At 45.9% G+C, this 24,483-nt stretch carries 25 protein-coding genes and 1 pseudogene; 12 read left to right on the top strand and 14 right to left on the bottom strand.

What is annotated here, in order from left to right:
- Window positions 1-7 precede the first annotated feature (7 nt).
- Window positions 8-1,750, bottom strand: a complete 1,743-nt coding sequence (locus tag IEN92_RS04570; RefSeq protein WP_216160982.1) for a proline--tRNA ligase — start codon at window positions 1,748-1,750, stop codon at window positions 8-10.
- Window positions 1,751-1,798: 48 nt separating this feature from the next.
- Here IEN92_RS04570 and IEN92_RS04565 point away from each other — a divergent pair, with 48 nt between their 5' ends.
- Window positions 1,799-2,398, top strand: a complete 600-nt coding sequence (locus IEN92_RS04565) for an RNA pyrophosphohydrolase (RefSeq protein ID WP_215375001.1) — start codon at window positions 1,799-1,801, stop codon at window positions 2,396-2,398.
- Entirely contained in the window at window positions 2,395-2,958 is a 564-nt protein-coding gene (locus tag IEN92_RS04560) for a CNP1-like family protein (protein WP_216160978.1), read from the top strand. Before IEN92_RS04565 ends, IEN92_RS04560 begins: the two co-directional genes overlap by 4 nt.
- 13 nt (window positions 2,959-2,971) lie before the next feature.
- On the opposite strand, the pseudogene proB reads toward IEN92_RS04560, so the two are convergent.
- The 4 genes and pseudogenes from proB to rplU all read right to left on the bottom strand — a co-directional run.
- Window positions 2,972-3,751: pseudogene (proB, locus tag IEN92_RS04555) on the bottom strand (glutamate 5-kinase); the annotation flags it as partial.
- Window positions 3,752-3,777: 26 nt separating this feature from the next.
- Window positions 3,778-4,866: a GTPase ObgE gene (gene obgE / locus IEN92_RS04550; protein ID WP_216160973.1), complete on the bottom strand. Its 1,089-nt coding sequence runs from the start codon at window positions 4,864-4,866 to the stop codon at window positions 3,778-3,780.
- 87 nt (window positions 4,867-4,953) lie between these two features.
- Window positions 4,954-5,214, bottom strand: coding sequence for a 50S ribosomal protein L27 (rpmA, locus tag IEN92_RS04545; protein WP_215374990.1), 261 nt, complete (start codon window positions 5,212-5,214; stop codon window positions 4,954-4,956).
- Between the two features lie 19 nt (window positions 5,215-5,233).
- Window positions 5,234-5,545 carry a 50S ribosomal protein L21 gene (gene rplU / locus IEN92_RS04540; RefSeq protein ID WP_011902040.1) on the bottom strand — a complete coding sequence of 104 codons (312 nt, stop codon included), beginning with the start codon at window positions 5,543-5,545 and terminating at the stop codon, window positions 5,234-5,236.
- A 75-nt stretch (window positions 5,546-5,620) separates the two neighbouring features.
- Between rplU and IEN92_RS04535 the strand changes: the two genes are divergently transcribed.
- Together IEN92_RS04535 and IEN92_RS04530 are read left to right on the top strand one after the other, a co-directional pair.
- Window positions 5,621-6,625 carry a polyprenyl synthetase family protein gene (locus tag IEN92_RS04535; protein ID WP_216160971.1) on the top strand — a complete coding sequence of 335 codons (1,005 nt, stop codon included), beginning with the start codon at window positions 5,621-5,623 and terminating at the stop codon, window positions 6,623-6,625.
- Between the two features lie 29 nt (window positions 6,626-6,654).
- Window positions 6,655-7,422 (top strand): fumarylacetoacetate hydrolase family protein, encoded by a 768-nt coding sequence (locus tag IEN92_RS04530; protein ID WP_216160969.1) that lies wholly within the window; start codon window positions 6,655-6,657, stop codon window positions 7,420-7,422.
- Between the two features lie 63 nt (window positions 7,423-7,485).
- Here the strand turns inward: IEN92_RS04530 and IEN92_RS04525 are convergent, their stop codons facing one another.
- Window positions 7,486-8,517 (bottom strand): 2-dehydropantoate 2-reductase, encoded by a 1,032-nt coding sequence (locus IEN92_RS04525; RefSeq protein WP_216160967.1) that lies wholly within the window; start codon window positions 8,515-8,517, stop codon window positions 7,486-7,488.
- Between the two features lie 103 nt (window positions 8,518-8,620).
- A complete protein-coding gene (locus IEN92_RS04520; RefSeq protein ID WP_216160965.1) occupies window positions 8,621-10,036 on the bottom strand; it encodes a sodium:solute symporter family protein in 1,416 nt (471 codons plus the stop codon).
- A gap of 130 nt (window positions 10,037-10,166) precedes the next feature.
- Here IEN92_RS04520 and IEN92_RS04515 point away from each other — a divergent pair, with 130 nt between their 5' ends.
- Window positions 10,167-11,147: a squalene/phytoene synthase family protein gene (locus IEN92_RS04515; protein ID WP_216160963.1), complete on the top strand. Its 981-nt coding sequence runs from the start codon at window positions 10,167-10,169 to the stop codon at window positions 11,145-11,147.
- Here IEN92_RS04515 and IEN92_RS04510 read toward each other — a convergent pair whose 3' ends face one another.
- Window positions 11,148-11,660 (bottom strand): methylated-DNA--[protein]-cysteine S-methyltransferase, encoded by a 513-nt coding sequence (locus IEN92_RS04510; RefSeq protein ID WP_216160961.1) that lies wholly within the window; start codon window positions 11,658-11,660, stop codon window positions 11,148-11,150. It abuts the gene before it with no gap.
- A 119-nt stretch (window positions 11,661-11,779) separates the two neighbouring features.
- Here IEN92_RS04510 and IEN92_RS04505 point away from each other — a divergent pair, with 119 nt between their 5' ends.
- From IEN92_RS04505 to zapD, 6 genes are read left to right on the top strand one after another with little or no spacing between them, the layout of a single operon-like run.
- Window positions 11,780-13,069, top strand: coding sequence for an HlyC/CorC family transporter (locus IEN92_RS04505; RefSeq protein ID WP_216160959.1), 1,290 nt, complete (start codon window positions 11,780-11,782; stop codon window positions 13,067-13,069).
- A complete protein-coding gene (locus tag IEN92_RS04500; RefSeq protein WP_216160957.1) occupies window positions 13,066-14,145 on the top strand; it encodes a GspE/PulE family protein in 1,080 nt (359 codons plus the stop codon). Before IEN92_RS04505 ends, IEN92_RS04500 begins: the two co-directional genes overlap by 4 nt.
- A complete protein-coding gene (locus tag IEN92_RS04495) occupies window positions 14,136-15,182 on the top strand; it encodes a type II secretion system F family protein (RefSeq protein ID WP_216160955.1) in 1,047 nt (348 codons plus the stop codon). The genes IEN92_RS04500 and IEN92_RS04495 overlap by 10 nt, the downstream gene beginning before the upstream one ends.
- Window positions 15,182-15,682, top strand: coding sequence for an A24 family peptidase (locus tag IEN92_RS04490; RefSeq protein ID WP_216160951.1), 501 nt, complete (start codon window positions 15,182-15,184; stop codon window positions 15,680-15,682). Before IEN92_RS04495 ends, IEN92_RS04490 begins: the two co-directional genes overlap by 1 nt.
- A gap of 32 nt (window positions 15,683-15,714) precedes the next feature.
- Window positions 15,715-16,323, top strand: coding sequence for a dephospho-CoA kinase (gene coaE / locus IEN92_RS04485; RefSeq protein ID WP_255539798.1), 609 nt, complete (start codon window positions 15,715-15,717; stop codon window positions 16,321-16,323).
- 53 nt (window positions 16,324-16,376) lie between these two features.
- A complete protein-coding gene (zapD, locus tag IEN92_RS04480; RefSeq protein WP_216863898.1) occupies window positions 16,377-17,087 on the top strand; it encodes a cell division protein ZapD in 711 nt (236 codons plus the stop codon).
- On the opposite strand, the gene IEN92_RS04475 is transcribed toward zapD, so the two are convergent.
- The 4 genes from IEN92_RS04475 to secA all read right to left on the bottom strand — a co-directional run bounded on the left by IEN92_RS04475 (window position 17,078) and on the right by secA (window position 22,452).
- Window positions 17,078-17,500, bottom strand: coding sequence for an NUDIX domain-containing protein (locus tag IEN92_RS04475; protein ID WP_215374954.1), 423 nt, complete (start codon window positions 17,498-17,500; stop codon window positions 17,078-17,080). The genes zapD and IEN92_RS04475 overlap by 10 nt on opposite strands.
- A 14-nt stretch (window positions 17,501-17,514) precedes the next feature.
- Entirely contained in the window at window positions 17,515-18,372 is an 858-nt protein-coding gene (locus tag IEN92_RS04470) for an ATP-binding protein (RefSeq protein WP_216160946.1), read from the bottom strand.
- Window positions 18,373-18,386: 14 nt separating this feature from the next.
- Window positions 18,387-19,622, bottom strand: a complete 1,236-nt coding sequence (gene argJ, locus IEN92_RS04465) for a bifunctional glutamate N-acetyltransferase/amino-acid acetyltransferase ArgJ (protein ID WP_216160944.1) — start codon at window positions 19,620-19,622, stop codon at window positions 18,387-18,389.
- A 64-nt stretch (window positions 19,623-19,686) separates the two neighbouring features.
- Window positions 19,687-22,452, bottom strand: a complete 2,766-nt coding sequence (gene secA, locus IEN92_RS04460) for a preprotein translocase subunit SecA (protein ID WP_216160941.1) — start codon at window positions 22,450-22,452, stop codon at window positions 19,687-19,689.
- 24 nt (window positions 22,453-22,476) lie between these two features.
- Between secA and IEN92_RS04455 the strand changes: the two genes are divergently transcribed.
- The gene (locus tag IEN92_RS04455; RefSeq protein ID WP_255539759.1) at window positions 22,477-23,007 is read left to right on the top strand and encodes a hypothetical protein; all 531 of its coding nucleotides are present in this window, start codon (window positions 22,477-22,479) and stop codon (window positions 23,005-23,007) included.
- Window positions 23,008-23,014: 7 nt separating this feature from the next.
- On the opposite strand, the gene lpxC is transcribed toward IEN92_RS04455, so the two are convergent.
- Both lpxC and IEN92_RS04445 read right to left on the bottom strand, forming a co-directional pair.
- Window positions 23,015-23,929 carry a UDP-3-O-acyl-N-acetylglucosamine deacetylase gene (lpxC, locus tag IEN92_RS04450; protein ID WP_216160938.1) on the bottom strand — a complete coding sequence of 305 codons (915 nt, stop codon included), beginning with the start codon at window positions 23,927-23,929 and terminating at the stop codon, window positions 23,015-23,017.
- 31 nt (window positions 23,930-23,960) lie between these two features.
- A complete protein-coding gene (locus tag IEN92_RS04445; RefSeq protein ID WP_215374940.1) occupies window positions 23,961-24,461 on the bottom strand; it encodes a peroxiredoxin in 501 nt (166 codons plus the stop codon).
- Window positions 24,462-24,483: the final 22 nt, after the last annotated feature.

The following is a 24,483-nucleotide window of genomic DNA, read 5'->3' as shown; positions in this document are numbered from 1 at the left end:
AAAGCGTTTAGTGAATAGCGGTCTTTGCTGCTTGCACGGCTGCAATCACTTTAGCCTTGATGTCTACCAGCGGAATGTTTTGCGATTCAGCATCAGTGCGGCCTTTAAATTCCACTTGCGCATCTGCCAAACCACGATCGCCGATCACTACTCGGAATGGGGCGCCAATCAACTCCCAGTCTGCAAACATCGCACCCGGACGCTCATTGCGATCATCCAAGATCACATCAATACCGGCTGCAAGTAATTCATCATGCAGTTGATCACAGGCAGCCTTAACGGCTTCTGATTTATCGTAACCCATTGGGCAAATAACCACTTCAAAAGGTGCCATGGAGATCGGCCAAATAATGCCGCGCTCATCATGACCTTGCTCGATAGCAGCACCCAATAAACGAGTCACTCCAATGCCGTAACAACCCATCACCATAGGTTGTGCTTTGCCTTGTTGATCAAGGTATGTGCAGCCCATTGCTTCAGAATAACGTGTTCCCAATTGGAATACATGCCCCACCTCAATACCGCGACAGATATCCACAACACCTTTACCGTCTGGTGATGGATCGCCAATCATGGCATTACGAATATCTAGAACCATTGGTTCAGGTAAATCACGGCCCCAGTTCACGCCAGTTAAATGATGGCCAGCATCATTTGCACCACAAACAAAATCAGACAAATTGGCAACGGTCCGATCAGCGACCACTGTGACTTCTCCGCTTACACCAACAGGGCCTAAATAACCTGCAGGGGCATTACATACCTGCTGAATCTCAGTCTCTGTAGCAAAACGCGACTCCGCCAAGCCCGGCACTTTACTCGCCTTTACTTCATTGAGCTCATGATCTCCGCGCACCAACAACATAAACAGTTTGGCAGGGCCTTTTTCTTGATCGGCAGCAAACAACAAAGACTTCACAGTCTTTTCTAGTGGAATATTTAAGAACTTCGCAACTTCCGCACAATGAGTTTTATCGGGTGTTGCAACCTTACTCATTGGTGCAGAAGCAGTAGCACGCGTAGCAATCAATGCAAGCGACTCTGCCGCCTCCAGATTGGCTGCGTAGTCGGAATTAGGGCAATAGACAATGGCATCTTCTCCAGTGTCTGCAATCACGTGAAACTCTTGACTTCCTGAACCGCCAATCGCACCGTTATCTGCAGTGACTGCACGAAACTTAAGCCCCATGCGCTTAAAAATGCGGGTGTAAGCATCAAACATGATTTGATAGGACTTCTTCAAACCTTCCGCATCACGATCAAACGAATAGGCATCTTTCATGCTGAATTCACGGCCACGCATAATGCCAAAACGCGGGCGGCGCTCATCACGGAACTTCGTTTGAATTTGATAGAAATTGACTGGAAGTTGTTTATAACTCTTGATTTCATTGCGAGCTAAATCTGTAATAACCTCTTCTGAGGTTGGCTGAATCAAAAAGTCACGATCATGACGATCTTTAATGCGGAGTAATTCAGGGCCCATCTTTTCCCAGCGACCCGTTTCTTGCCACAATTCAGCTGGCTGGATCATCGGCATGAGCAACTCAATTGCACCCGCACGATTCATTTCTTCGCGAATAATGTTTTCCACCTTGCGAATCACTTTCAAGCCGAGCGGCAAATAGTTGTAGATGCCTGCACTCAGCTTGCGAATTAAGCCTGCCCGCACCATGAGTTTGTGCGAAACCACCTCAGCGTCAGAGGGGGCTTCTTTTAACGTTGCGAGAAATGATTGTGATGCTTTCATGTATGGATATAATCAAATCATTGATTTTAAAGGATTTGAGGCACGATCATGCTTGACCGTGAAGGGTATCGCCCCAATGTCGGCATTGTCCTCCTTAATAGCCGTAACGAGGTTTTCTGGGGAAAACGCGTTGGGCAGCATTCGTGGCAGTTCCCGCAGGGCGGGATTCAGCATGGTGAGAGCCCTGAGCAGGCCATGTACCGCGAATTGCATGAGGAAGTTGGCTTGCTGCCGGAACATGTCCAAATTATTGGACGGACTAGGGATTGGCTTCGCTATGACGTCCCTGAGGAATACCTGCGCCGTCAACATGCCACACGCATTCACCGCACCGCTTATCGCGGCCAAAAACAAATCTGGTTTCTTTTGCGCTTAGTAGGTTTAGATAGCGATATTCAATTGCGTGCCTCAGACCACCCAGAATTTGATGCCTGGCGCTGGGTTCCATTCTGGATTCAGCTAGACGCAGTGATTGACTTTAAGCGTGAGGTCTATGAGTTAGCCTTGTCAGAACTTGCTCGCTACCTTTCTAGAGGTCTACGTATGCAGCAGCTTGCTTGGGGAACTCCGCTCGATCTAATCCAATCCTTTTACGCCGGCAACGAAGATCAAAACAAAGCACCTACCAAATCGGATAAAGAAAAATGAATATCAGTTTTCGCAAAATCTGCGCCTACACCACTGGATTTCTCATAACAATCAGCTTGGTGGCGTGCGCAGGTGACCCATTAGAAAGTGGGCTAGATCCTTACGCTCCAATGGTCTTTAAGGAGGGTGTGACTAAGATGCCCTTAACCCCTCCAAATTCAGCGTCTCTTGTGCCCTTCTACGTCTCTGAACGGACTATTTTCAAGTTTGCTGTCGATACAGACTCGATTGCGATTGGAAATGATGGGGTCACACGCTATATTGTCGTCATGACCAATCCAAGCGGTGAAAAGCAAGCGCAATATGAAGGCATTCGTTGTGACTCATTCCAGTGGCGCCTGTACGGAACACTGGAAAATAATGTTTGGAGAGAAAATCCGCTCTCGTCATGGAGGGCTATCCAAACTGATGTCCCGAATCGCTATCAAGCAGCCCTTGCCCAAGGCGCGCTTTGTAACTTCACCAGTCAAGAGAAAAGCATGACTGCGGTTCAAAAATCATTAAACCCTAGGAACTTTACTGGTGGAACTCAACCTACTAACTCATTCGGGGTTGAATAAGTTCTCGCAACTATTTGGAGCTTAGGTAGGTTCCTATACTCTCGCCTGCCAATAGTCGAGTAAGGACATTGGGCTCACGCCCAGAGGCAATTACAGTCGAAGCCCCAGTTTGGACAGCGATCTTTGCTGCCAAGACTTTAGTCAACATGCCGCCCTTACTTAACTCACTAGCAGCGCCACCAGCTATCTTTTCTAGGGCAGGATCTCCTGCAATAGCTTGTGATAGCAAGGTAGCATTAGGATTGTGACGTGGATCTGCAGTATATAAACCACCTTGATCAGTCAAAATCACCAAGAGATCAGCATGAATTAAATTTACAACCAAACTTGCGAGACTATCGTTGTCGCCAAACTTAATTTCATCAGTGACGACAGTGTCATTCTCATTAATGATCGGAACAACACCTAACTTCAATAGCGTATCCAAAGTAGCTTTCGCATTAGCGTTGCGCTCAGGATTCGCCAAATCCGCATTGGTTAGTAAAATCTGAGCGCTGTGCAAGTTGAAACGCGCAAAACAACTTTCGTAAACCTGTACCAAACCCATCTGACCCACTGCAGCTGCGGCCTGTAGCTGATGAATTTCTTGTGGGCGTTTTGTCCAACCCAGACGCTGCATACCTTCAGCAATCGCCCCAGAGCTCACCATGAGCACTTGATGACCCGCCTTTAAAAGGGTTGCCATCTGCTCAGCCCACATTCCAATCGCAGCATGGTCTAAACCCTCACCGTTATTGGTGACAAGGCTAGAACCTACTTTAACAACGATGCGTTTAGTTTGAGTGGTGTTCATAACATCTTGCAGTGTGAATGAATACTTTAATCCAGTTTTTTATCTTCTAATTGATCTTGGTAACGAGGATCTTGAGCGCGCTCATCTATCTCATCTCGATTGCGACGCACAGAATCTAAGTAATCTTGCAAGGCATAACAAAGCTTATCGCAACCCAGTCCAGTCAAAGCAGAAATCTCAAAAGTTGGGCCTTCCCACTTAAACTTTTTCACAAAGTCAGCGACAACTTTCTTGCGGTCCTCTTCGGGAATCATATCGACTTTGTTCAACACTAACCAGCGTGGCTTCTCAACCAAGGCTTCATCATATTTACGCAATTCATTGACAATCGCATTGGCATCGGCAACGGGATCAACGTTCTCATCAAATGGAGCGAAATCAACCAGGTGCAATAGCACGCCAGTACGTTGTAAGTGGCGCAAGAAGCGGTGGCCTAAGCCAGCACCTTCAGCAGCTCCTTCAATCAAACCTGGAATATCCGCAATCACAAAACTACGTTCATTGCCGACTCGCACCACACCCAAATTTGGATGCAAGGTAGTAAATGGATAATCCGCAATTTTTGGACGTGCATTAGAAACCGCAGTAATCAATGTCGACTTACCCGCATTTGGCATGCCCAACAAACCCACATCTGCCAATACCTTTAATTCCAGCTTGAGCTTGCGACGCTCACCTGGCTTGCCATTGGTTTTTTGACGCGGAGCTCTATTTGTAGAACTCTTAAAGTGAATATTGCCCCAACCACCAACACCACCCTGCGCTAAACAAAGACGCTCGCCATGAGTTGTTAAGTCAGCAATCGGCTCGCCAGTTTCGTAATCAGCGATGATGGTACCTACTGGCATACGCAATTCAATATCGTCGCCTGCGCGGCCATAGCAATCAGCGCCTCGCCCTGGTTCACCGTTTTTTGCAGTGTGTGTTTTAGCGTAGCGATAGTCGATCAAGGTATTAATGTTGCGATCGGCAATAGCCCAAACGCTTCCGCCCTTGCCGCCATCACCGCCATCAGGTCCACCAAATTCAATGAACTTTTCACGGCGCATAGACGCGCTTCCGGCGCCACCTTGGCCAGCTATGACTTCAATACGCGCTTCGTCTATAAATTTCATGAATAAAAAAGGCCTCGCTTAGCGAGGCCTGTTCCTAAGAGTTAAATTCGGAATAAATCTGAATCAAACGAGTCTCAGTCAGGCGCCTTATGAACGAGGCAAAACTGAAACTTGGGCCTTCTTCAATGCACCCTTAACGCTAAATTCCACTTGGCCGTCAACTAAGGCAAACAAAGTGTGATCCTTACCAATACCAACATTAGCACCCGGATGAACACGTGTGCCACGTTGACGAATGATGATGCTGCCAGCATTAATTTGCTCGCCGCCAAATACCTTAACGCCTAGGCGTTTCGATTCTGAGTCGCGGCCATTTCGTGTTGAGCCGCCGCCTTTTTTCTGTGCCATATCTTTCTCCTACCCTGAATTAGGCTTTAATCGTGTTGATCAAAATTTCAGTGAAATTCTGACGATGGCCTTGGTGCTTTTGATAATGCTTGCGACGGCGCATCTTAAAGATTGTCACTTTATCGTGACGTCCTTGGGAGACGACAGTGGCCATCACAGCTGCACCATTAACCAACGGATCACCCAATTTCAGTGAAGCGCCTTCGCCAACGGCGAGGACTTGGTCAAGAGTGATTTCGCTGCCGATTTCCGCTGGTATCTGTTCTATTTTCAATTTTTCGCCTGCAGCAACTTTATATTGTTTGCCACCGGTTTTTATGACCGCGTACATGGTTTGAAACCTCAATTAATATCTACATTTAAGCTAATCCACCCTGGAGAAGCTAAGCCCATTATTATATCTTGCATGACGAGCACTGTCAAAATCAATGACTTAAGCCAAATCCTGGCCCCGATTGCCTTAGATTTCAAGGCCTTAGATGGGGTCATTCGTGAGCGATTAGCCTCAAAAGTTGCCTTAATTGACCAAATTTCGACCTATATCATCCACGCAGGCGGAAAACGGGTAAGACCAGCCCTTTTGATGCTGGTAGCCAAGGCACTAGCCAACGGCAAGGAAACCTCCCATTCCCTAGAAATGGCAGCGGTAGTGGAATTTATCCATACTGCCACTCTCCTTCACGATGATGTTGTAGACGAATCCACCCTCAGAAGAGGGCGAGAAACCGCAAATGCCGCTTTTGGTAATGCCGCCAGCGTTTTAGTGGGGGATTTTCTCTACTCCAGGGCATTTCAGATGATGGTTAGCCCAAATGACCTTCGGGTCATGCAAATCCTATCGGATGCCACCAACACGATTGCCGAGGGTGAGGTTTTACAACTCCTGAACATGAACGATCCAGAGGTGGATGAGGCAAGCTACCTTCAAGTTATACGCTACAAGACCGCCAAACTTTTTGAAGCCTCTACAGAACTTGGTGCAATTTTGGCCAATGCAACTGATGTACAGCGCGAACAAGCAGCTGCCTTCGGTCGGCACATTGGTACTGCGTTCCAGTTAATGGATGACTTATTGGATTACACCGCTAATGCTGCTCAGATGGGCAAGAATGCTGGAGATGATTTACGTGAAGGCAAACCCACTTTGCCACTGATCTATTTACTGGAAAATGGCAGTAAAGAAGAGCGTCTTTTAGTGCGGGCTGCAATTGAACAAAACCAAGATTTACCAGACGATGTATTTGCCCAAATTTTAGGAGCTGTACAAAGCTCTGGAGCCCTTGACTACACACAATCTGCAGCAAAACGTGAGGCTGATCTGGCTTTGGAATGTATTCAAGACTTCCCCAACAATGAAGCAACCGCTGCGCTTCGTGCGCTATGCGAATACTCCCTCGCTCGCCAAACTTAAATTCATTATTTACCTTTCAGGATCTTCAAATGGCTCAATGGCTTCGATTTCAGCATCAAGGAACAAGTGGTTTAGGACAGCTCAACGGCGACCACATTAGCGTCTACTCAGGCAATCTATTTCAGGGCCCTAAACCTACTGGTGAAACACTCAAATTAGCAGATGTGACGATTGACATACCTTGCACACCATCCAAGATGGTAGCCATGGTTGATAACTTCCATGCGCTAGTTACCAAACTTGAGCATGCCGTGCCAGCAGAGCCTTTGTACTTTCTGAAAGGCAATAATTCTTTTTTGGCAGCAAACCAAATTATTCGAACACCCAAATCCTACTCAGGAAAAGTAGTTTACGAGGGTGAGCTCGGAATTGTGATTGGCAAACACTGCCATGAAGCGGATGAAGCACAAGCCGCTCAGGCCATCTTTGGTTACACCTGCATTAATGATGTCACCGCCATTGAAATTCTGAATCGTGAGCCAGGGTATGCTCAGTGGACACGCTCAAAGAGTTTCAATACCTTTGGTGTATTTGGGCCTTACATCACCACTGATATTGACCCTAGCAAACTCACAATCAAAACCATCCTGAATGAGCAAGAGCGTCAAAACTACCCTGTCTCAGATATGATTTTCCCGCCTGCAAAACTAGTGAGCTTGATCTCACAAGATGTTCCACTAGAGCCAGGCGACATCATTGCTTGTGGCACCTCTGTTGGCGTTGGCTCCATGAAGCCTGGCAGTAGCGTCAGCATCATTATTGAAGGTGTTGGTCGACTCGATAATCGCTTTGAGTAAAGCGCCTCTCAAAAAGAAAAACCCTCATCAAATTGATGAGGGTTTTTTATTGCCAAACGAATGCTAGTTCAACACGTAACAATCACCTACTGGGGGTAAGGCCAGACTTCCACCAGTTGCTTGAATATTTTCATCAAGGTATTTAGTTAAAGCAAAAACGGTATTTAAGCAAGGTGTAGGTGTCTTAGTGATGTTACCGAGTTCAATCACAGAACCTAATAAGGCATCAACCTCCAAGCTACGTCCAGCTTCCAAATCCTGCAACATCGATGTTTTGTGTTTACCCACTTTTTCTGCACCCGCGATGCGGCGCTCAATATCCACACGGAAAGTGACACCCAACTTGCCGGCAATTGCCTGTGCTTCGGCCATCATATTACGTGCTAATTCTCGCGTTAATGGGAACTGGCAAATACCTTCCAAAGTCCCGTGAGTCAAAGCGCTAATGGGATTAAAAGTCATATTGCCCCAAAGCTTGAGCCAAATTTCTGAACGAATATCTTCGAGCACTGGTGACTTGAAACCTGCATTAGTCATCATCTCTGACATTTTTTGTACTCGCTCTGTCACCTTGCCATCTAACTCACCCAAGGGGAAGCGATTACCTTCGACAAGGCGAATCACACCAGGCGCCTCAGAGAAAGTCGCTGGGTAAACTACGCAACCAATAATGTTGTTTGGATTAATAGCGTTCTTAGCAATGCCACCTGCATCAACCGTCTCAACACTATGGTCCTGATACTCGCCTGACAATTTTTGGAAATACCACCAAGGAATTCCGTTTTGCATTGGGATCAAAATAGTTTCTGATCCAATAATCGATGCCAAATCATGAATGATTGGATCAACCTGATGCGCCTTCACAGCCAGAATAACCACATCAGGTGTTTCTACATCAGTAATTTTTTCAACCGCCTTCACTTTTGCAACTAAAGGCTCAGGGTGTTCTTCATTAATGAGCGTTAAACCGTTCTTTTTGATAGCGGCAAGAGTGGCTCCCCGCGCGACTACAGTGACATCATTGCCTGCTCGCGAGAGCATGACTGCTAAGTAGCCGCCAATGGCACCACCGCCTCCGATTACACAGATTTTCATAAAAACTCCATAAGAATAAAAAATTTTGTATTAGTGTCATATTAGATGAGAATATTTTGCAGTGCAACAATTATGATTGCCTAATATTTAGGCAACATACCATTTAAACAGGCTTTAAAAGGTCTTTTGGCACCAAACTTCCTAAAATCATGCCTAACAGACTGGCTAATAAGCCCGCCAATTGAGGCGGCAAAATCGCATTCGGAGCCAAAATTTCACAGCTGATCCAAATGGTTAGGCCGCCCACCACAGCTAACAATCCACCCATTGAATTTGCCCTAGACCAATAAACCCCAAATGCCAAGGGCACAAACGCAGCCACTAGGGTCACCTTGTAGGCACTTTCTACCATTTTAAAAATTGAAAGTTCAGAATTCACGGCAAAGAAGGTCACCACTACAGCAAAACACAAAACGGTAATGCGCATAATTTTCAATAAATCTCGATCAGACAAGTGTTTATAAAAACCTCTAACAATGTTTTCAGCAAACGTAACGGAAGGCGCAAGCAAGGTGGCGCTGGCACAACTCTTAATTGCAGAAAGTAAGGCGCCGAAGAACATTACCTGCGCAATCATTGGCGCATGATTCAGAATCAACTTTGGCAGAATCATCTGAGGGTCAGTATCTAAATATTCTTTTACTAAATCCGGATTAATTAAGGTTGCTGAGTAGGCTAAATACATTGGTACAAAAGCAAAAATAAAGTACAAAACGCCACCTAATATGGCAGCCTGCACCGCAATATTGACATTCTTGGAAGAGGTAATTCGTTGAAACACATCTTGCTGCGGAATCGAGCCGAGCATCATCGTGCACAAGGCTGCAACGAAACCTAGAATAGACGCCAAATTCATATCGGGCCAGAAGTTACTAAATTGACCCGCCGCTGCTGCATGCTCAATCACTACCGCAACTCCCCCAGTTTGGATGGTCATTTCACCACCGATATACAGCATGCCGACCACGATAATGATCATCTGAATAAAGTCAGTAATCGCCACCGACCACATCCCGCCAAATAAGGTGTAGATCAAAACGCTAGCTGCGCCAATCATCATGCCACCCGTCTGTGAGATACCACCCTCTGACACAACGTTAAATACCAAACCTAAGGCTTTAATTTGTGCAGCAACCCATCCCAAGTAGGAGACAACAATACAGAGTGTTACTAATACCTCAACAGTTCGACCATACTTCTCACGAAAGAAATCACCAATCGTGAGCATGCGGCGGTTATACAAATGCCGCGCAAAAAAGAGACCGACCAAAATTAGGCATAAAGAGGATCCAAAGGGATCAGAAACTACACCGCCCAGACCCTCCTTAAGAAAGGTAGCTGGAATACCCAATACTGTTTCTGACCCAAACCATGTCGCAAATACAGTTGCAGTCACAATGGGCATCGGGAGACTGTGGCCGGCGGCTGCGAAGTCGGCAGTATTTTTCACTCGTAAAGCAGCCCACAAGCCAATGCCTACAGAAATAACCCAATAAATGATGACGAACCAAATAAGCACGCCCGATTTCCCCCTAAAGAATTCGTGAAATTATATGTCCTTGTCACTTTTGTCAGTAAGGGAATTCGCACGAATTTGGCGCACTGTATTGGCTACTGCGTAGAGCACACCACTCTGACATAATTCAAGGGTGAGTTCCCCAAAAAATCACTTCGGCTACAACCCTAATTCTGACCTGGCCTACCAAAAAGCCATTTTGGGCTCAGTCTCCCGCACCTTTGCTTTAACCATTCCCCTCTTGCCCACTAGCATTGAAAAAGTGGTGGGCAATACCTATTTACTTTGTCGCATTGTGGATACGATTGAAGACGCTGCGAACTTAGATCCAGATACCAAACAACGACTTTCTAAATTATTTTTAGATGCCGTACTTGAAAAAAGTTCCGTTGAATCTTTTGTGGATCCCTGTTTAGCTGCCCTCTCTGACTATGGCAATCCAGATGAACTGGGTCTGATTGCACACACACCAACTGTATTGCGCATCCTGCATACATGCTCTAAAGCGGATCAAGCGGCAGTTAGTCGCTGTATTTCTGTCATGTCAGAAGGAATGTCATACTTTCATAGCAAACAGAATGCGGCTGGCTTGAAGGATTTAAATGAATTTGAGAAGTATTGTTATGTAGTTGCTGGAGTTGTTGGAGAGCTCCTCACGACGATCTTCAGCAATCACTCACCTGCTTTTGCAAAGCAGATCAAGAGTCATGAGAATTTAGCAATTGCTTTTGGACAGGCTTTGCAAATGACTAACATTCTCAAAGACTCTCCTGAAGATAGGGCTCGTGGCGTATCTTGGAAACCCGCTGGCATGGACCAGAATCAGCTTTTGCAGATTGCCTATAGAAAACTACAGGAATCTCTAGACTATATTGCGCTGATTCCAAAAAAAGAGTTTGGAATGAGGCGTTTTTGTTTCTTAGCCTTTGGCCTCGCAGTCATGACGCTGTCGAAAATCGCACAGCAGGAATCTTTCAACGATAAAGATGAGCTTAAGCTGAAGCGCAAAACGGTAATGGCGTTTTACGTCTTTACAAAATTTGCAGTAGCCAGCGATTCTTTAATGAAAGTCTTTTTTTTCGCGGCGTCACGCCCTTTGCGTAAGGTACGCTAACTAGAGAACACCTTCGTGTTTTAAAAGCCAGATTTTGATTTGGCGATAGAGCCCTGGTGCATCTTCCTTCATGAAGCCGCCGATTCCTTTTGCAGAAACTACTCGATGACAAGGGGCAACCAAAGGATAAGGATTTGCTCCACAGGCTGTCCCGACAGCACGAGCCCCGCTTTTTAATTGACTTGCAATGTCACCATAGGTTTTTGTCTTACCCACAGGAATAGTTTGAACGGCGGCCCACACCTTTTTCTGATGCTCTGTCCCCGCTGGCTTAGTAGGCAAATCAAATTGATAATCAGGGTTCTTGAAATAGGCCCTAAATTGCTTTTCTGCCTCTTTAGCCAAGTGATTTTTAGGGCTCATGAGTTGGGCTGTAGCTGGAAGATAGTCGATTTTGGACAGCATCAAACTGTCATCCACCAATTCAGTACCAATGCCCAGCCGCCCAAAAGGGGCTGCGATCACACAATATTGAGCGCTATCAGAACGGGTTTGCCGATGAGAAGATGCCATAGGGAGTAATTCTTACATAATTTAGCAAATAAACTGATAAGGCTTTCTTCCTCATCTATAGCTTGTGAATTGCCACTTTGCTATATTGATTCATCCTTACTTTTTTGCAGGCAGACCTCATGGACACCTTTTTTGACGATTGGCCTTTTTATAGCCAAGTTGCTCTTGTCCTATTTTTACTCGCACTCTCAGGCTTTTTCTCCATGGCCGAGACCAGCATGCTTTCCTCCAATCGCCATCGCCTACGTGCCATGGCTGCGAGTGGGAATGCTGGCGCTGCTTTAGCAGAACGACTGCTCAAGAGGATTGATTCACTTTTATCGGTTCTCTTAATTTCTAACAATCTCATTAATACCATCCTCCCTATTTTGGTGACTGGTATTGCTTTACACCTCTTTGGAGATAGCGGCCTAGTACTTTCCATCGCTACCCTAGTAGTTGCCTTACTCATCATTATCTTTAGCGAAATCACCCCAAAAGTGATTGGTGCAGCCTTTCCAGAAAAAATTGCATCTCGAGTTGGCTGGTTCATTCTGCCGCTCACCTTTTTCCTTAAGCCCCTTTTATGGCTCATTAATAACTTTGTTTCAGGCTTAATGAGAGTATCTGGCTTGCAATCCTCTTCAGATAGCAGAACCATGAGCAAAGAGGAGTTGCGTAGCCTAGTTCTAGAATCGAACCGTTTCGTCTCGAATCATCATCGCAATATTCTGTTGAACTTATTCAACCTTGAAAATATTACGGTTGATGATGTCATGACCCCTCGATCCAAAATTGAGATCCTAGACCTCTCGCGACCCATTGATGAAGTAGTCCAGCAATTAGAGACTTGTTATCACAATAAGTTGCCGGTATGTGATGGTGACTCTGAGAGGATTGTCGGCATCTTGTCTGTCAAAAAGGCACTTTCCCTTTTGGGCGATACCGACTTACAACATGAAGACTTTAGATCATTACTCAGTGAGCCATATTTCATCCCAAGTGGTACCCCGGTTTTGCAGCAGATGCAATTCTTCCAAGACAACCAACAGCGCTTGAGTCTAGTCGTTAATGAATATGGTGAAGTTCTGGGTCTAGTCACGTTTGAAGATATCGTGGAAGAGCTGATTGGGGAGTTCACTACCTCCTTCTCCAACCTATCAACCGACCCACATTGGCTCGCAGATGGTACGTATCTCGCCAGTGGTAGCGCCTCGCTGCGAGATCTTAATCGCTTACTCAACCTCAATCTTCCATTGGATGGCCCCAGAACTCTCAATGGCCTGATACTCGAAAAACTTGAGGCTATTCCAGATCACGATGTCAGCCTTCGCATTGCCGATATCGTGATGGAAATTGTGCAGTTTGATGATCAGGGAGTGAAGACCGTCAAGCTTTATCGCCCCATCTTAAGTCCTGCGCAAGATTGAGTGGTCATCATGAAGACTCACTCATTATTCGCACCTGGCATGAAATCGCAGTTCATGCGCTTGCATCCAGAGCGAGTGATATCCATATTGAAGCCGGACTTCGTGGGACGCTAGTTCGGATTCGGGTAGATGGCTTGCTACAAGTACAGTCACATTTTCCGCTGGACCTGCATGAACGCTTAATCACCCGCATCAAAATCTTGGCGAGGCTTGATATCGCTGAAAAACGTCTGCCGCAAGATGGTCGATTACTCGTTGGAAACGACTTTTCTAAACCCGACGTAGATTGTAGGGTTTCTATACTCCCCACCCTGTACGGTGAAAAAGCCGTTGTGAGAATCTTGCCAAACCGCATCGATGAATTATCGATCGATCAAATTGGTTTATTACCAGAGCAGTTGACAGTCATTCGAAGCGCCCTTAGTCAGACGAATGGGCTGATCTTAGTTACCGGCCCAACGGGAAGCGGCAAAACACGTACTCTATACAGCTGCCTGCATGAGCTGAACCAGAGTCACAGAAACCTGTGTTCCATTGAAGATCCTATTGAAATTCGGCTTCCTGGTGTGAATCAAGTGGCATATCACCCCCGTGCAGGCTTAGACTTTGCAACTATTATTCGCGCCCTACTCAGACAAGATCCGGATGTCATCATGATTGGCGAAATTCGGGATAGCGCAAGCGCGCAGCTTGCTATTCAAGCGGCACAAACAGGTCATCTGGTCTTAAGCACACTACACACAAAAGATGCCAGAGGGGCTCTAAATAGGTTAAATAGTTTAGGGATTGATGATGAGTCTATCCAATCCTGTTTACGTAGCGTCAGCTCACAGCGCTTGGTTCGTAAGCGCTGCCAAGCATGTGAAGGCAGCTCCCCTACTGAAAATATCAACTGTAGTGCCTGTAAAGGAAGTAAGCGCTATGGTCGAATTGGAATACATGAAGTACTGAGTAGTAATCATCTTTTTAATCCTTCAATCAAGCATGCCACTATGGCTGATGCGGGTCTCCACTACCTCAAAACAGGCTTGATATTGCATTCTGACTTAGAAGCTGAGATTGGCACATGGCAATAAACAAATCGGATCAACTGGCATTCGCCCAACAGCTCTTATCGCTCTTAGGTGCGGGGCTTCCGCTACTCAATGCCATGGAATTGATCCACACCACTGCCCCTAAACATTGGCAAAACGGTATTGGCAATCTTTGCACCCAATTAAAAAGGGGCGAAAGCCTTTCTCAAAGCTTGCTGTCTCAGAAAAATCAGTTTTCTATAGAATTTATCAATCTGATTCGAGTCAGCGAACGTACCGGAAATATTGAATTGGCATTGCAAACCATTTGCCAGCAGTTAGAGTCGCAAATTGAATTACGTCACAAGATTCAACAATCGCTGAGCTATCCTCTGATTACACTCGCCAGCTCTTTCTTACTGATCTTAGTCATGATGATTTGGGTAGTGCCCGTTTTTAAGGATGTATTTACCCACTTTCAAGCAGAATTGCCTGCACCCACCAAAGTCTTGATTCAAATCTCTACTCTGGTCCAACATTACTTTCTAGAAATCACCGTGCTGCTAGTCTTTACTGGCACGGTGTTTGCTATCTCATGGCTGAGATCTTCTCGTCTACAAAAAAAGTGTGATGCACTTTGTTTTTCTATTCCGATACTGGGTAGATTATTTCGCCTAGCTACCCTTACTTACTGGTGCAGGACACTTGGGCATTTATTGGAATCTGGCTTACCACTGCCTGATGCCTTAAGGGTGACTGCACAATCCTCGAATCATTGGCTGAGCCATGACTTGAGTGCAGAAGTCTTTAAACACCTCACTAGGGGATGGCCACTCGGGGATGCGTTGATACGTGCAGATCCCAAGCATCAGCTATTTGATCTTGAAACTTTGCAATTACTCCGTATCGCTTCAGAAAGCGGTTCACTCCCACAAATGTTGTGTAAACGTGCAAATACTCTGGGCACTCAATTAAGCAACAAACTCAATACCTTAAGTCAAAGCTTGGAGCCCTTGCTGATCATCTTCGTGGGGATTGTGATTGGTAGTCTTGTCATAATCTTGTATCTTCCAATCTTTAATTTAGGGCAGATTGTTTAATGAGTGATCCTGCAGTAGTCGACCTAATTCGTACCCTACTGATTTTGGTATTGGTGTATTTAGCCTATATCGATTTTCAGACCTTTCAACTGCCTGACCTCATCACACTTCCTTTGATCGCCTCTGGCATTTTCTTTAATGCGCTTTCTGGCCTCCGATTTGGCAATCTTCAGCAATCTATTTTGGGCGCAATACTGGGCTATATCTGTCTATGGGGATTAAATCGCCTCTACCGATTTCTTAAAAAACAAGAGGGTATTGGCATGGGGGATGCCAAACTATTAGCTGGTCTGGGTGCCTGGCTTGGATGGAGCTCACTTCCCGCCCTCTTATTTACCGCCTCGATCGCTGGCCTCCTAGGCGGTCTAACATGGTTAAAACTGAATAAACAAACTATTGGCTCGGCATTTCCATTTGGACCATTTCTCATCTTTGCTGGCATCATTGAGTTGTTATGGCCACAGCTACTCCAAAACATCCTGATAATCAGTCCGACTTAGCGGCATTGAAGGGGCGTATTCCCCTCATTGGCCTGACCGGTGGCATTGGGTCTGGAAAAACTGCAGTTAGTAAGTTATTGGCTCAATTGGGTGCGGGTATTGTCGATACCGATCTGATCGCCCATCACATTACTGGCCCAGGGGGTTCAGCTATTCCACTTATTCGGGAACAATTCGGCTCGGAATACATTGGAGACGATGGAGCGCTTGATAGAGCCAAGATGCGGGCCCTAGTTTTCGAAAATCCTGAATCCCGCAAATTGCTGGAAGCTGTTACCCACCCCCTTATTCGACAAGAAACCATCAAGCAAGCTTTACAGTCGGCCCAGGATGGCGCGCTATATCTTGTATTCGTGGTGCCACTGCTGATAGAGTCCGGCGCCTGGAAGGGCTTAATTGATCACTTGGTGGTGATGGATTGCCCAAAAGAGACGCAAATTGAGAGAGTTATGCAGCGCAGCAACTTATCCCGTCTAGAAATTGAGAGAATTCTGGCAGCTCAAGCCAGTCGAGAAGAGCGCCTCAGCCAGGCCGATACGGTGATCAAAAACCAAGGGCGTCTTGAGGACTTGGAGCTAGAGGTGCAAAGTCTGCACCAAAAAATTCAACAGATTCAGAAAGATCTGCTCAGTTCGTCATAGAATATGGGCTTGTGATTGTCTACGAATACCCCTTCAACGAATTAGTTCGAAGCATGCTTCGGCTGGAGTATTTGTTCGTCCGTTTTAATCACTTTACTCGCTCGGATGATCCAGAGTTACACCACAATGCGATCTCTATTTTGTTTGATCTTGGCGACATTGGTGCTCGTGGCGATATTAAATCTTTATTACTCAAAGAATTCGAGCGACAAAAATATGCGCTCAATGGACTCAAGTCATCGCAAAAGGTAGACCAAGAGGCGCTTGCGCAAACTCTTTCTGAGATTGACTCAGTTGCTAGCAGCATTAATCAATCAACTGGCAGACCGAATTCAGTCATTACTGATAGTGAATGGCTCAATGCAATTCGTACTCGCTTAAATATTCCTGGCGGAACAAGTCCAATTGATTTACCAAGCTACCATGCTTGGAAAAATAGTCCATCAACTGAGCGCCGCAAACTTTTAGAAAATTATGTTCATCCTCTCTTGCCTTGGCAAGATGCATGTCAATTATTTTTACGTCTATTGCGCCAATCCGGTGAGGCCAAGGATGTACTCGCTCACAATGGAGCGTTTCAACAGGCCCCCTCTGGCAAGGTATACCAGCTCATGCGCATCATGGTGGAAGACGATAGTCTCTACTCAGAAATTAGTGCTAATAAATACCTGCTCTCCGTACGCTTTTTAAAGGCGGAGCAAGACAAGAAAGCGCAGCCTATTAATGCGGATGTACCCTTCAAACTGACGCTTTGTCAGTTCTGAGCTAGAAAGCGTCTTAAGCACTCCAGCATTGGCCAAGCGGCTGGCAATAAAGGTTCTACAGAAGGGCTTTCTGCGGCAATGGATTGCCAAGATAAAGCTTGTCCTTCGCAACCCGTTGGGGTACCCGACCATTTACGAATGATGCTCACATATAAACGTACATAAGCATGTGGATAGTCATGCTCTAAGACGGTTAATTCTTCGCTAGAGAAAATATCGATGCCTAGCTCTTCTTGCAACTCGCGCTGCAAAGCCTGAAAAACCGTTTCACCTTTTTCGACTTTACCGCCAGGCACTTCCCAGTAACCAGCATACGGTTTACCCTCGGGTCGTTGACCCAAGAGATAGCGATTTTCTGAATCTAGCAATATTCCGGCGGCTACAACCGTAATGGGGCGCTGTATTTCACTCATGGAAATACATTCCCTTAGGCATGCAATCCTGCCCAGTGTTTTGCAAATTGCCAAGCAACACGGCCAGAACGGGAACCACGCTCTAGCGCCCAAACCAATGCCTCTGGACGAGCAACTTCAATTTGTGGAGCAGTTAAACCAAAGTGGGTAAGCCAATGAGCAACAATCGCCAAATACTCGTCTTGTTTGGGCGGATAAAACGAGAGCCACAGACCAAAGCGCTCTGATAAGGAAATCTTTTCTTCAACTACTTCACCTGGATGAATCTCGCCATCATCACTATGAACGTAGCCCTCATTGTCTTTCATATATTCAGGCAATAAATGGCGTCGATTTGAAGTGGCATAAATCAAAATATTGTCTACCTGAGCTGAAACTGAACCATCTAGAGCAGATTTCATGGCCTTATAGCCAGACTCGCCATCTTCAAAAGACAGATCATCACAAAAAATAATGAAGCGCTCAGGACGCTCAGCCAAGGTGTCCGTAATATCTGCTAGATCAGCCAAATGCTCTTTTTCGACCTCGACTAGTCGCAATCCCTGACTAGCAAACTCATGAAGGCTGGCCTTAATGAGGGATGACTTCCCCGTGCCTCTTGCACCAGTAAGCAAAATGTTGTTGGCTGGCTTTTTTTGAATGAAGTTTTTAGTGTTATCGCGAATCGCATCGCGCTGGCGATCGATATTTTTTAAGTCCTCAAAGGTAATATCGGAGACATGCCTCACCGGCTGCAAGAAACCAATGCTGCCAAAGATGCTATCGCGGCGGCGCCACCTAAATGCCGTAGAAGATTTCCACTGCTCCTCACTCAGAGGTTTAGGTAAAAATGTTTCAAGATGACTTAACAGTCGGTCTAATTTTTCATTCATCGGTTTGTAGATCTCTATGAGCGATAGTCTGCATTAATTGAAACGTAATCATGCGATAAGTCACATGTCCATATTGTTTGCGTAGCAGTGCCGCGCCCTAAGTCAATCTTCACGGTGATTTCTGACGCCTGCATGACACGTTGACCATCAGCCTCTTGATAGCTCGGATTACGGCCACCATCTTTTGCCACCCAAACATCGCCTAACCACATCTGAACCCGATTGACATCCAAGTCTGTAATTCCGGCATAGCCAATTGCAGCCAAAATACGACCTAAGTTTGGATCGCTTGCAAAAAATGCTGTTTTTACTAGAGGAGAATGGGCTACTGCTTTTGCAACCAAGCGACACTCTTCTGGTGTCTTGCCACCCATAACCTCGATTGTGATGAACTTGGTAGCGCCCTCGCCATCACGCACAATCATTTGCGCCAATTTTCTAGCAAGCGCAATCAAGGCATCTCGCACTACTGCATAACTTGGATCATCCACTGATTTGATCTTCACTGCAGACTGGCCAGTTGCCATGATGATGAAAGAATCATTTGTTGAGGTATCACCATCAATCGTGATCGCATTGAAAGAAAGATCTGCAATTTCGCGGGTGAGATTAGTCAGCAAGCCGGGAGCAAAGCCAACATCTGTGGCAATAAACCCCAACATCGTTGCCATATTCGGATGAATCATCCCGGCACCCTTACAGATACCAGTAATCACCACTGGACCGGCCGGTGTAGATACGGTCATCGAAGTTGCTTTAGGCTGGGTATCTGTAGTCATGATGGCTTGCGCCGCATCAAACCAGTGATCTTCACCTAGATTAGCAACCGCCTTTGGTAGGGCGCTAATAATTTTTTCAATCGGCAAAGGCTCCAAAATCACGCCCGTTGAAAACGGCAAAATTTGCTCAGGTTTTAACTCGAGATCTTTTGCCAAGGCTTCGCAGGTTTCAAGGGCATGCTTCATGCCTGACTCACCAGTACCTGCATTGGCATTACCAGTATTCACAACTAAGGCCCGGATTTCACCATTGCGACCATCTTGCGCCAAATGCTCTCGACAAACCTGAACGGGGGCAGCACAAAAACGATTTAAGGTGAACACGCCGGCCACTTGAGATCCTGGCGCCAAAGTCATTACCAGCAAATCTTTACGATTGGCTTTCTTGATACCGGCTTCGGCAATACCCATCTCAAAACCTTTTACTGGCTTGAGATCAGTTTTTTGGGGGAGGGGAAGGTTAACTGTCATAGTTCGACAATTGTAGATGAGGGCATCGGTGGGTGCTATCCCATGAGCACCCTTAAAACATCGCTTAACTTAAAGCGCCGCAGCAATTCTTATATTTTTTACCGCTGCCACAAGTACAAGGATCATTACGGCCAATCTTAGGGCCAGCTCTCATAGGCGCAGGAATCACCTCAATCGAGGCGCCACGATCACCCGTAGAGCCTGCGACTTCTTTATCCGGATCGGCGTGTTGATATTGAACATCCGCCAGCTTTGCCAAATCTTCATTCATAGATTCTGCAGCCTGGTCGAGTTCGCTGGCACTTCGAATCTGCACAGTCATAATACTTTTGACAACATCATTCTTAATAATGCTCAGCAATTCACCGTACAACTCAAATGCCTCCCGGCGGTATTCTTGCTTTGGATCCTTTTGAGCATAGCCACGCAAATGGATGCCTTGGCGCAGATGATCTAAGGCGGCTAAGTGCTCTCGCCAATGACTATCAAGGCTATATAAGAGAACAGAGCGCTCAAACCCAGCAAATGACTCGCGCCCTGATAATTCAACCTTGGCATCATATGTCTCTTGTGCAGCCTGTAATACGCGTCCCACAATTTCTGAATCATCAACTGTCTCAGCACTCTCAACCCATTTAGAGAGATCAACCGTAAGACCCCACTCATTTGCCAAAACATTTTCTAGCCCATGTAGGTCCCACTGCTCTTCCATAGATTCAGCTGGGACATACACAGAGCAGACTGAGCGCAAGACATCTTCACGCAAATTGGCAATTAAATCGCCAATATCCTTACTTTCGAGAACTTCGTTTCTCAGGCGGTAAGTTTCTTTGCGTTGATCGTTCGCTACGTCGTCATACTCCAACAATTGTTTACGAATATCAAAGTTACGACCTTCAACCTTGCGCTGCGCAGACTCGATGGAACGCGTCACCATACCCGCTTCAATTGGCTCGCCATCAGGCATCTTCAAGCGCTCCATCACTGCGCGCAAGCGATCCCCAGCAAAAATACGTAGTAATGAATCATCTAAGGAAAGATAAAAGCGTGATGAACCAGGGTCACCTTGACGACCTGAACGACCTCTTAATTGATTATCAATTCGGCGACTCTCGTGGCGCTCAGTACCAATAATGTGCAAACCACCTGCAGTCAATACTTGATCGTGAATACTTTGCCACTCATCTTGAAGCTGTTTAATTTTGCTAGCTTTTTCTGCTTCTGAGCGCGCAGAGTCAGCCTCAATTAATGAGGACTGCTTGCCAACATTACCGCCAAGCACAATATCCGTTCCACGACCTGCCATATTGGTGGCGATGGTGATCATCTTTGGACGACCAGCTTGAGCAATGATTTCAGCCTCACGAGCATGCTGTTTAGCATTCAATACTTGATGCGGCAACTTACGTTTATCCAGTAGACCCGAAATTAACTCAGAATTCTCAATCGATGTCGTACCAACCAGAACGGGTTGGCCGCGCTCGTAGCAATCCTCAATATCTTTAATGACGGCATCGTAGCGCTCACGGGAAGATTTAAAAATTTGATCTTGACGATCTTTACGTTGACTAATTCGATTGGGTGGAATAACTACTGTTTCTAAGTTGTAGATTTCCTTAAATTCATACGCCTCAGTATCCGCGGTACCAGTCATACCGGCCAACTTGCCATACATCCTGAAATAATTCTGGAAGGTAATTGTCGCTAGAGTTTGATTCTCATTCTGAATCGGTACACCCTCTTTAGCTTCTACTGCCTGATGCAATCCATCAGACCAACGTCGTCCTTGCATCAAACGGCCAGTGAACTCATCAACAATGATGACTTCTTTATTTTGGACAACATAATGTTGATCGCGGTTGTACAAGCAATGTGCTCGTAGCGCAGCATATACGTGATGCATCAAGGTAATATTTTGGGGCGCGTATAAGGATGCGCCATCATTCAAAGCCCCCAGCTGCACCAAAATTTCCTCAGCCTTATCATGCCCCTGCTCAGTCAAGTAGACCTGTTGAGATTTCTCATCTACCCAGTAATCGCCAGGCTTCTCAACACCAGTACCATCTGCCTTTTCTTCGCCGATTTGGCGCTCTAAATAAGAGGGCAATGCATTGATTTTAATATAGAGATCAGTGTGATCGTCGGCTTGTCCAGAAATAATCAGTGGTGTGCGTGCTTCATCAATCAGGATCGAATCAACCTCATCGACAATCGCGTACGCTAAACCACGTTGTACCCGTTGATCCAAATCTTGGACCATGTTATCGCGCAAGTAGTCAAAGCCGAATTCATTATTAGTACCGTAGGTAATATCAGCGGCATAGGCTTCTTGTTTTGTCTTGTGATCCATCTGCGATAGATTCACACCAACCTTCATACCCAAGAAGTTATAAAGTGTTGACATCCACTCAGCATCGCGTTGTGCCAAGTAATCATTGACTGTAACAACGTGAACACCCTTGCCAGTTAAGGCGTTCAAATATACGGGGAGTGTTGCTGTTAAGGTTTTTCCCTCGCCAGTCCCCATCTCTGCAATCTTGCCTTGATGTAAAGCAAGGCCACCCATAATCTGCGCATCAAAATGACGCATCTTCATGACGCGAACGCTAGCCTCACGAACTACCGCAAATGCTTCTGCAGCGATATCATCTAAAGACTCGCCTGCAGCCAAGCGTGATTTAAATTCAGCAGTTTTGGCAGCAAGTGCAGCATCATCCAAAGATTGCAGACTTGGTTCAAAAGCACCAACTTTGGCAACGACTTTGCGATACTGTTTTAAGAGGCGGTCGTTACGACTGCCGACCAGGGTTTTAAGAAGACCGATTACCATGGGATATTGTAGAAAATTAAGTCCTTGAGTTTATCACCCGCAACCCCATTTTTTATGAACCCTGCTCGCAAACCATCCCGCAATCGCACAGCCCATGACTGGCTGGATTACCTGCGGGAATCAGATGGTCTTGGTGGGATCCTGGCTAAAACGGAAGACTTGGCCAAACTCAAAGCCAGGCTCTTTATCGCTCTAGAAACCCTAGATCTTGGACACTTGAGCTCCAAAATTGAGGCTGGATGGCGGTCTGGTGGCCAAGATGAGCTTTTCTTGCTGGTCAGCAGTGCCAGCATAGGAACACGTTTACAACAGATTTTACCTAGTCTAATCAATGAGTTAGCTATGAATGGGCTGCACTGCAAAGTGATTAAGGTCAAAGTGAAGCCGTCCGCCCCAGCCTGGGAAGTCAAGCCTCGAGAAAACACCAAAAATATCGCTCCAAAAGGGCTAAACCCGGTAGCCAAGAAATCATGGCAAGACTTATTAGAAAAACTTGAGCCAGATTCTGATCTGCACAAGGCAGTTGAGCGCCTTCTACAAAATAAATCCCACTAAATCCACTCTAGAAATAGAGGGGTTGGCTTTCCTGAGAATAAGCCCCTGGAGCCTTACCCTCTGCAAAAGACTGAATCTCATAGGAAGCTGGGTCTTCCAATAGCTTGCGCAACAATGCATTGTTTAAGGCGTGGCCAGATTTTTCAGCCACATACGCACCGACAATTGGGTGACCGACTAAATATAAATCGCCAATTGCATCCAAAATTTTGTGACGCACAAACTCATCTTCATAACGAAGTTCTTCATTATTGAGAATGCGGTGCTCATCCAACACAATCGCATTATCTAAGCTACCGCCGCGAGCCAACCCCATTTCTCGCAAAGCTTCTACTTCGTGAGCAAATCCAAATGTGCGTGCACGACCAATTTCACTGCGGTAAGCATGCTCTGCAAAGTCGACTACAAATCGTTGACCGGTTTTATCAACCGCTGGATGCTTAAAGTCGATAGTGAAATCCAACTTAAATCCAAAGAAAGGTTCAAGCCGCGCGAGCTTATCACCGTCCCGAACTTCAACTGGCTTTTTAATCACCACAAACTGACGTGGCGCTTCTTGTTCAGCAATGCCGGCAGACTCAATCAAAAACAGAAATGAGGCGGCACTACCATCCATGATGGGAACTTCTTCGCCATCAAGCTCAATCAATAAATTATCAAGCCCTAATCCAGCGCAAGCTGAGAGTAAATGTTCAACTGTTGAAACGCGTACGCCATCCTTTTGAATCACAGATGCTAAACGTGTATCGCAAACAGCCAAAGCTGTAGCAGGAACCACCGACTGCTCTGCTGTATCGACGCGTACAAACTGCACCCCTGAATTAATAGGCGCAGGTTTAATTGAGATCGTTACCTTGCAACCAGAATGCAAACCAATGCCCACCGTTTTGACTGGGCTAGCAATGGTTCTTTGTTTCATCATGGTGCTGTCTCTAAATTCAGGGGGATATAAATTACAGCTTCTTCAAAATAGAAGCGGCATCACTGACCTCAAACTTGCCTGGCGCTTCACGATCTAAGCTTTTCACTACGCCATCTTCAACAATCATGGCGTAACGATCTGAGCGAACACCTAAACCGCGAGCAGTTAAGTCCAGCTCAATGCCCATCTTTTTAGTGAATTCACCACTGCCATCTGCCAGCATGCGAATCTTTTTACCAACCTTCTGATCACGCCCCCAAGCACCCATCACAAAAGCATCATTCACTGAAATACACCAAATCTCATCAACACCTTTTGCTTTTATCGCATCATAGTGTTCGACATATCCAGGAACATGTTTTGCAGAGCAAGTAGGAGTAAATGCACCAGGCAAAGCAAAAACCACAATTTTTTTACCAGCAGCCAGTTTCTCAACTTCAAAGGCATTTGGACCTAAGGAGCAACCTTCACTCTCTTCATCAAAAAATTCATAAAGAGTGGCGTTTGGTAATTTTTGTCCTACAGAAATCATGACATCTCCAATAAGTAATTGT

This window comes from Polynucleobacter sp. MWH-Creno-3A4 (genome assembly GCF_018881885.1).
Lineage (GTDB): Bacteria > Pseudomonadota > Gammaproteobacteria > Burkholderiales > Burkholderiaceae > Polynucleobacter.
This window is presented reverse-complemented; position numbering and strand designations above follow the sequence as displayed.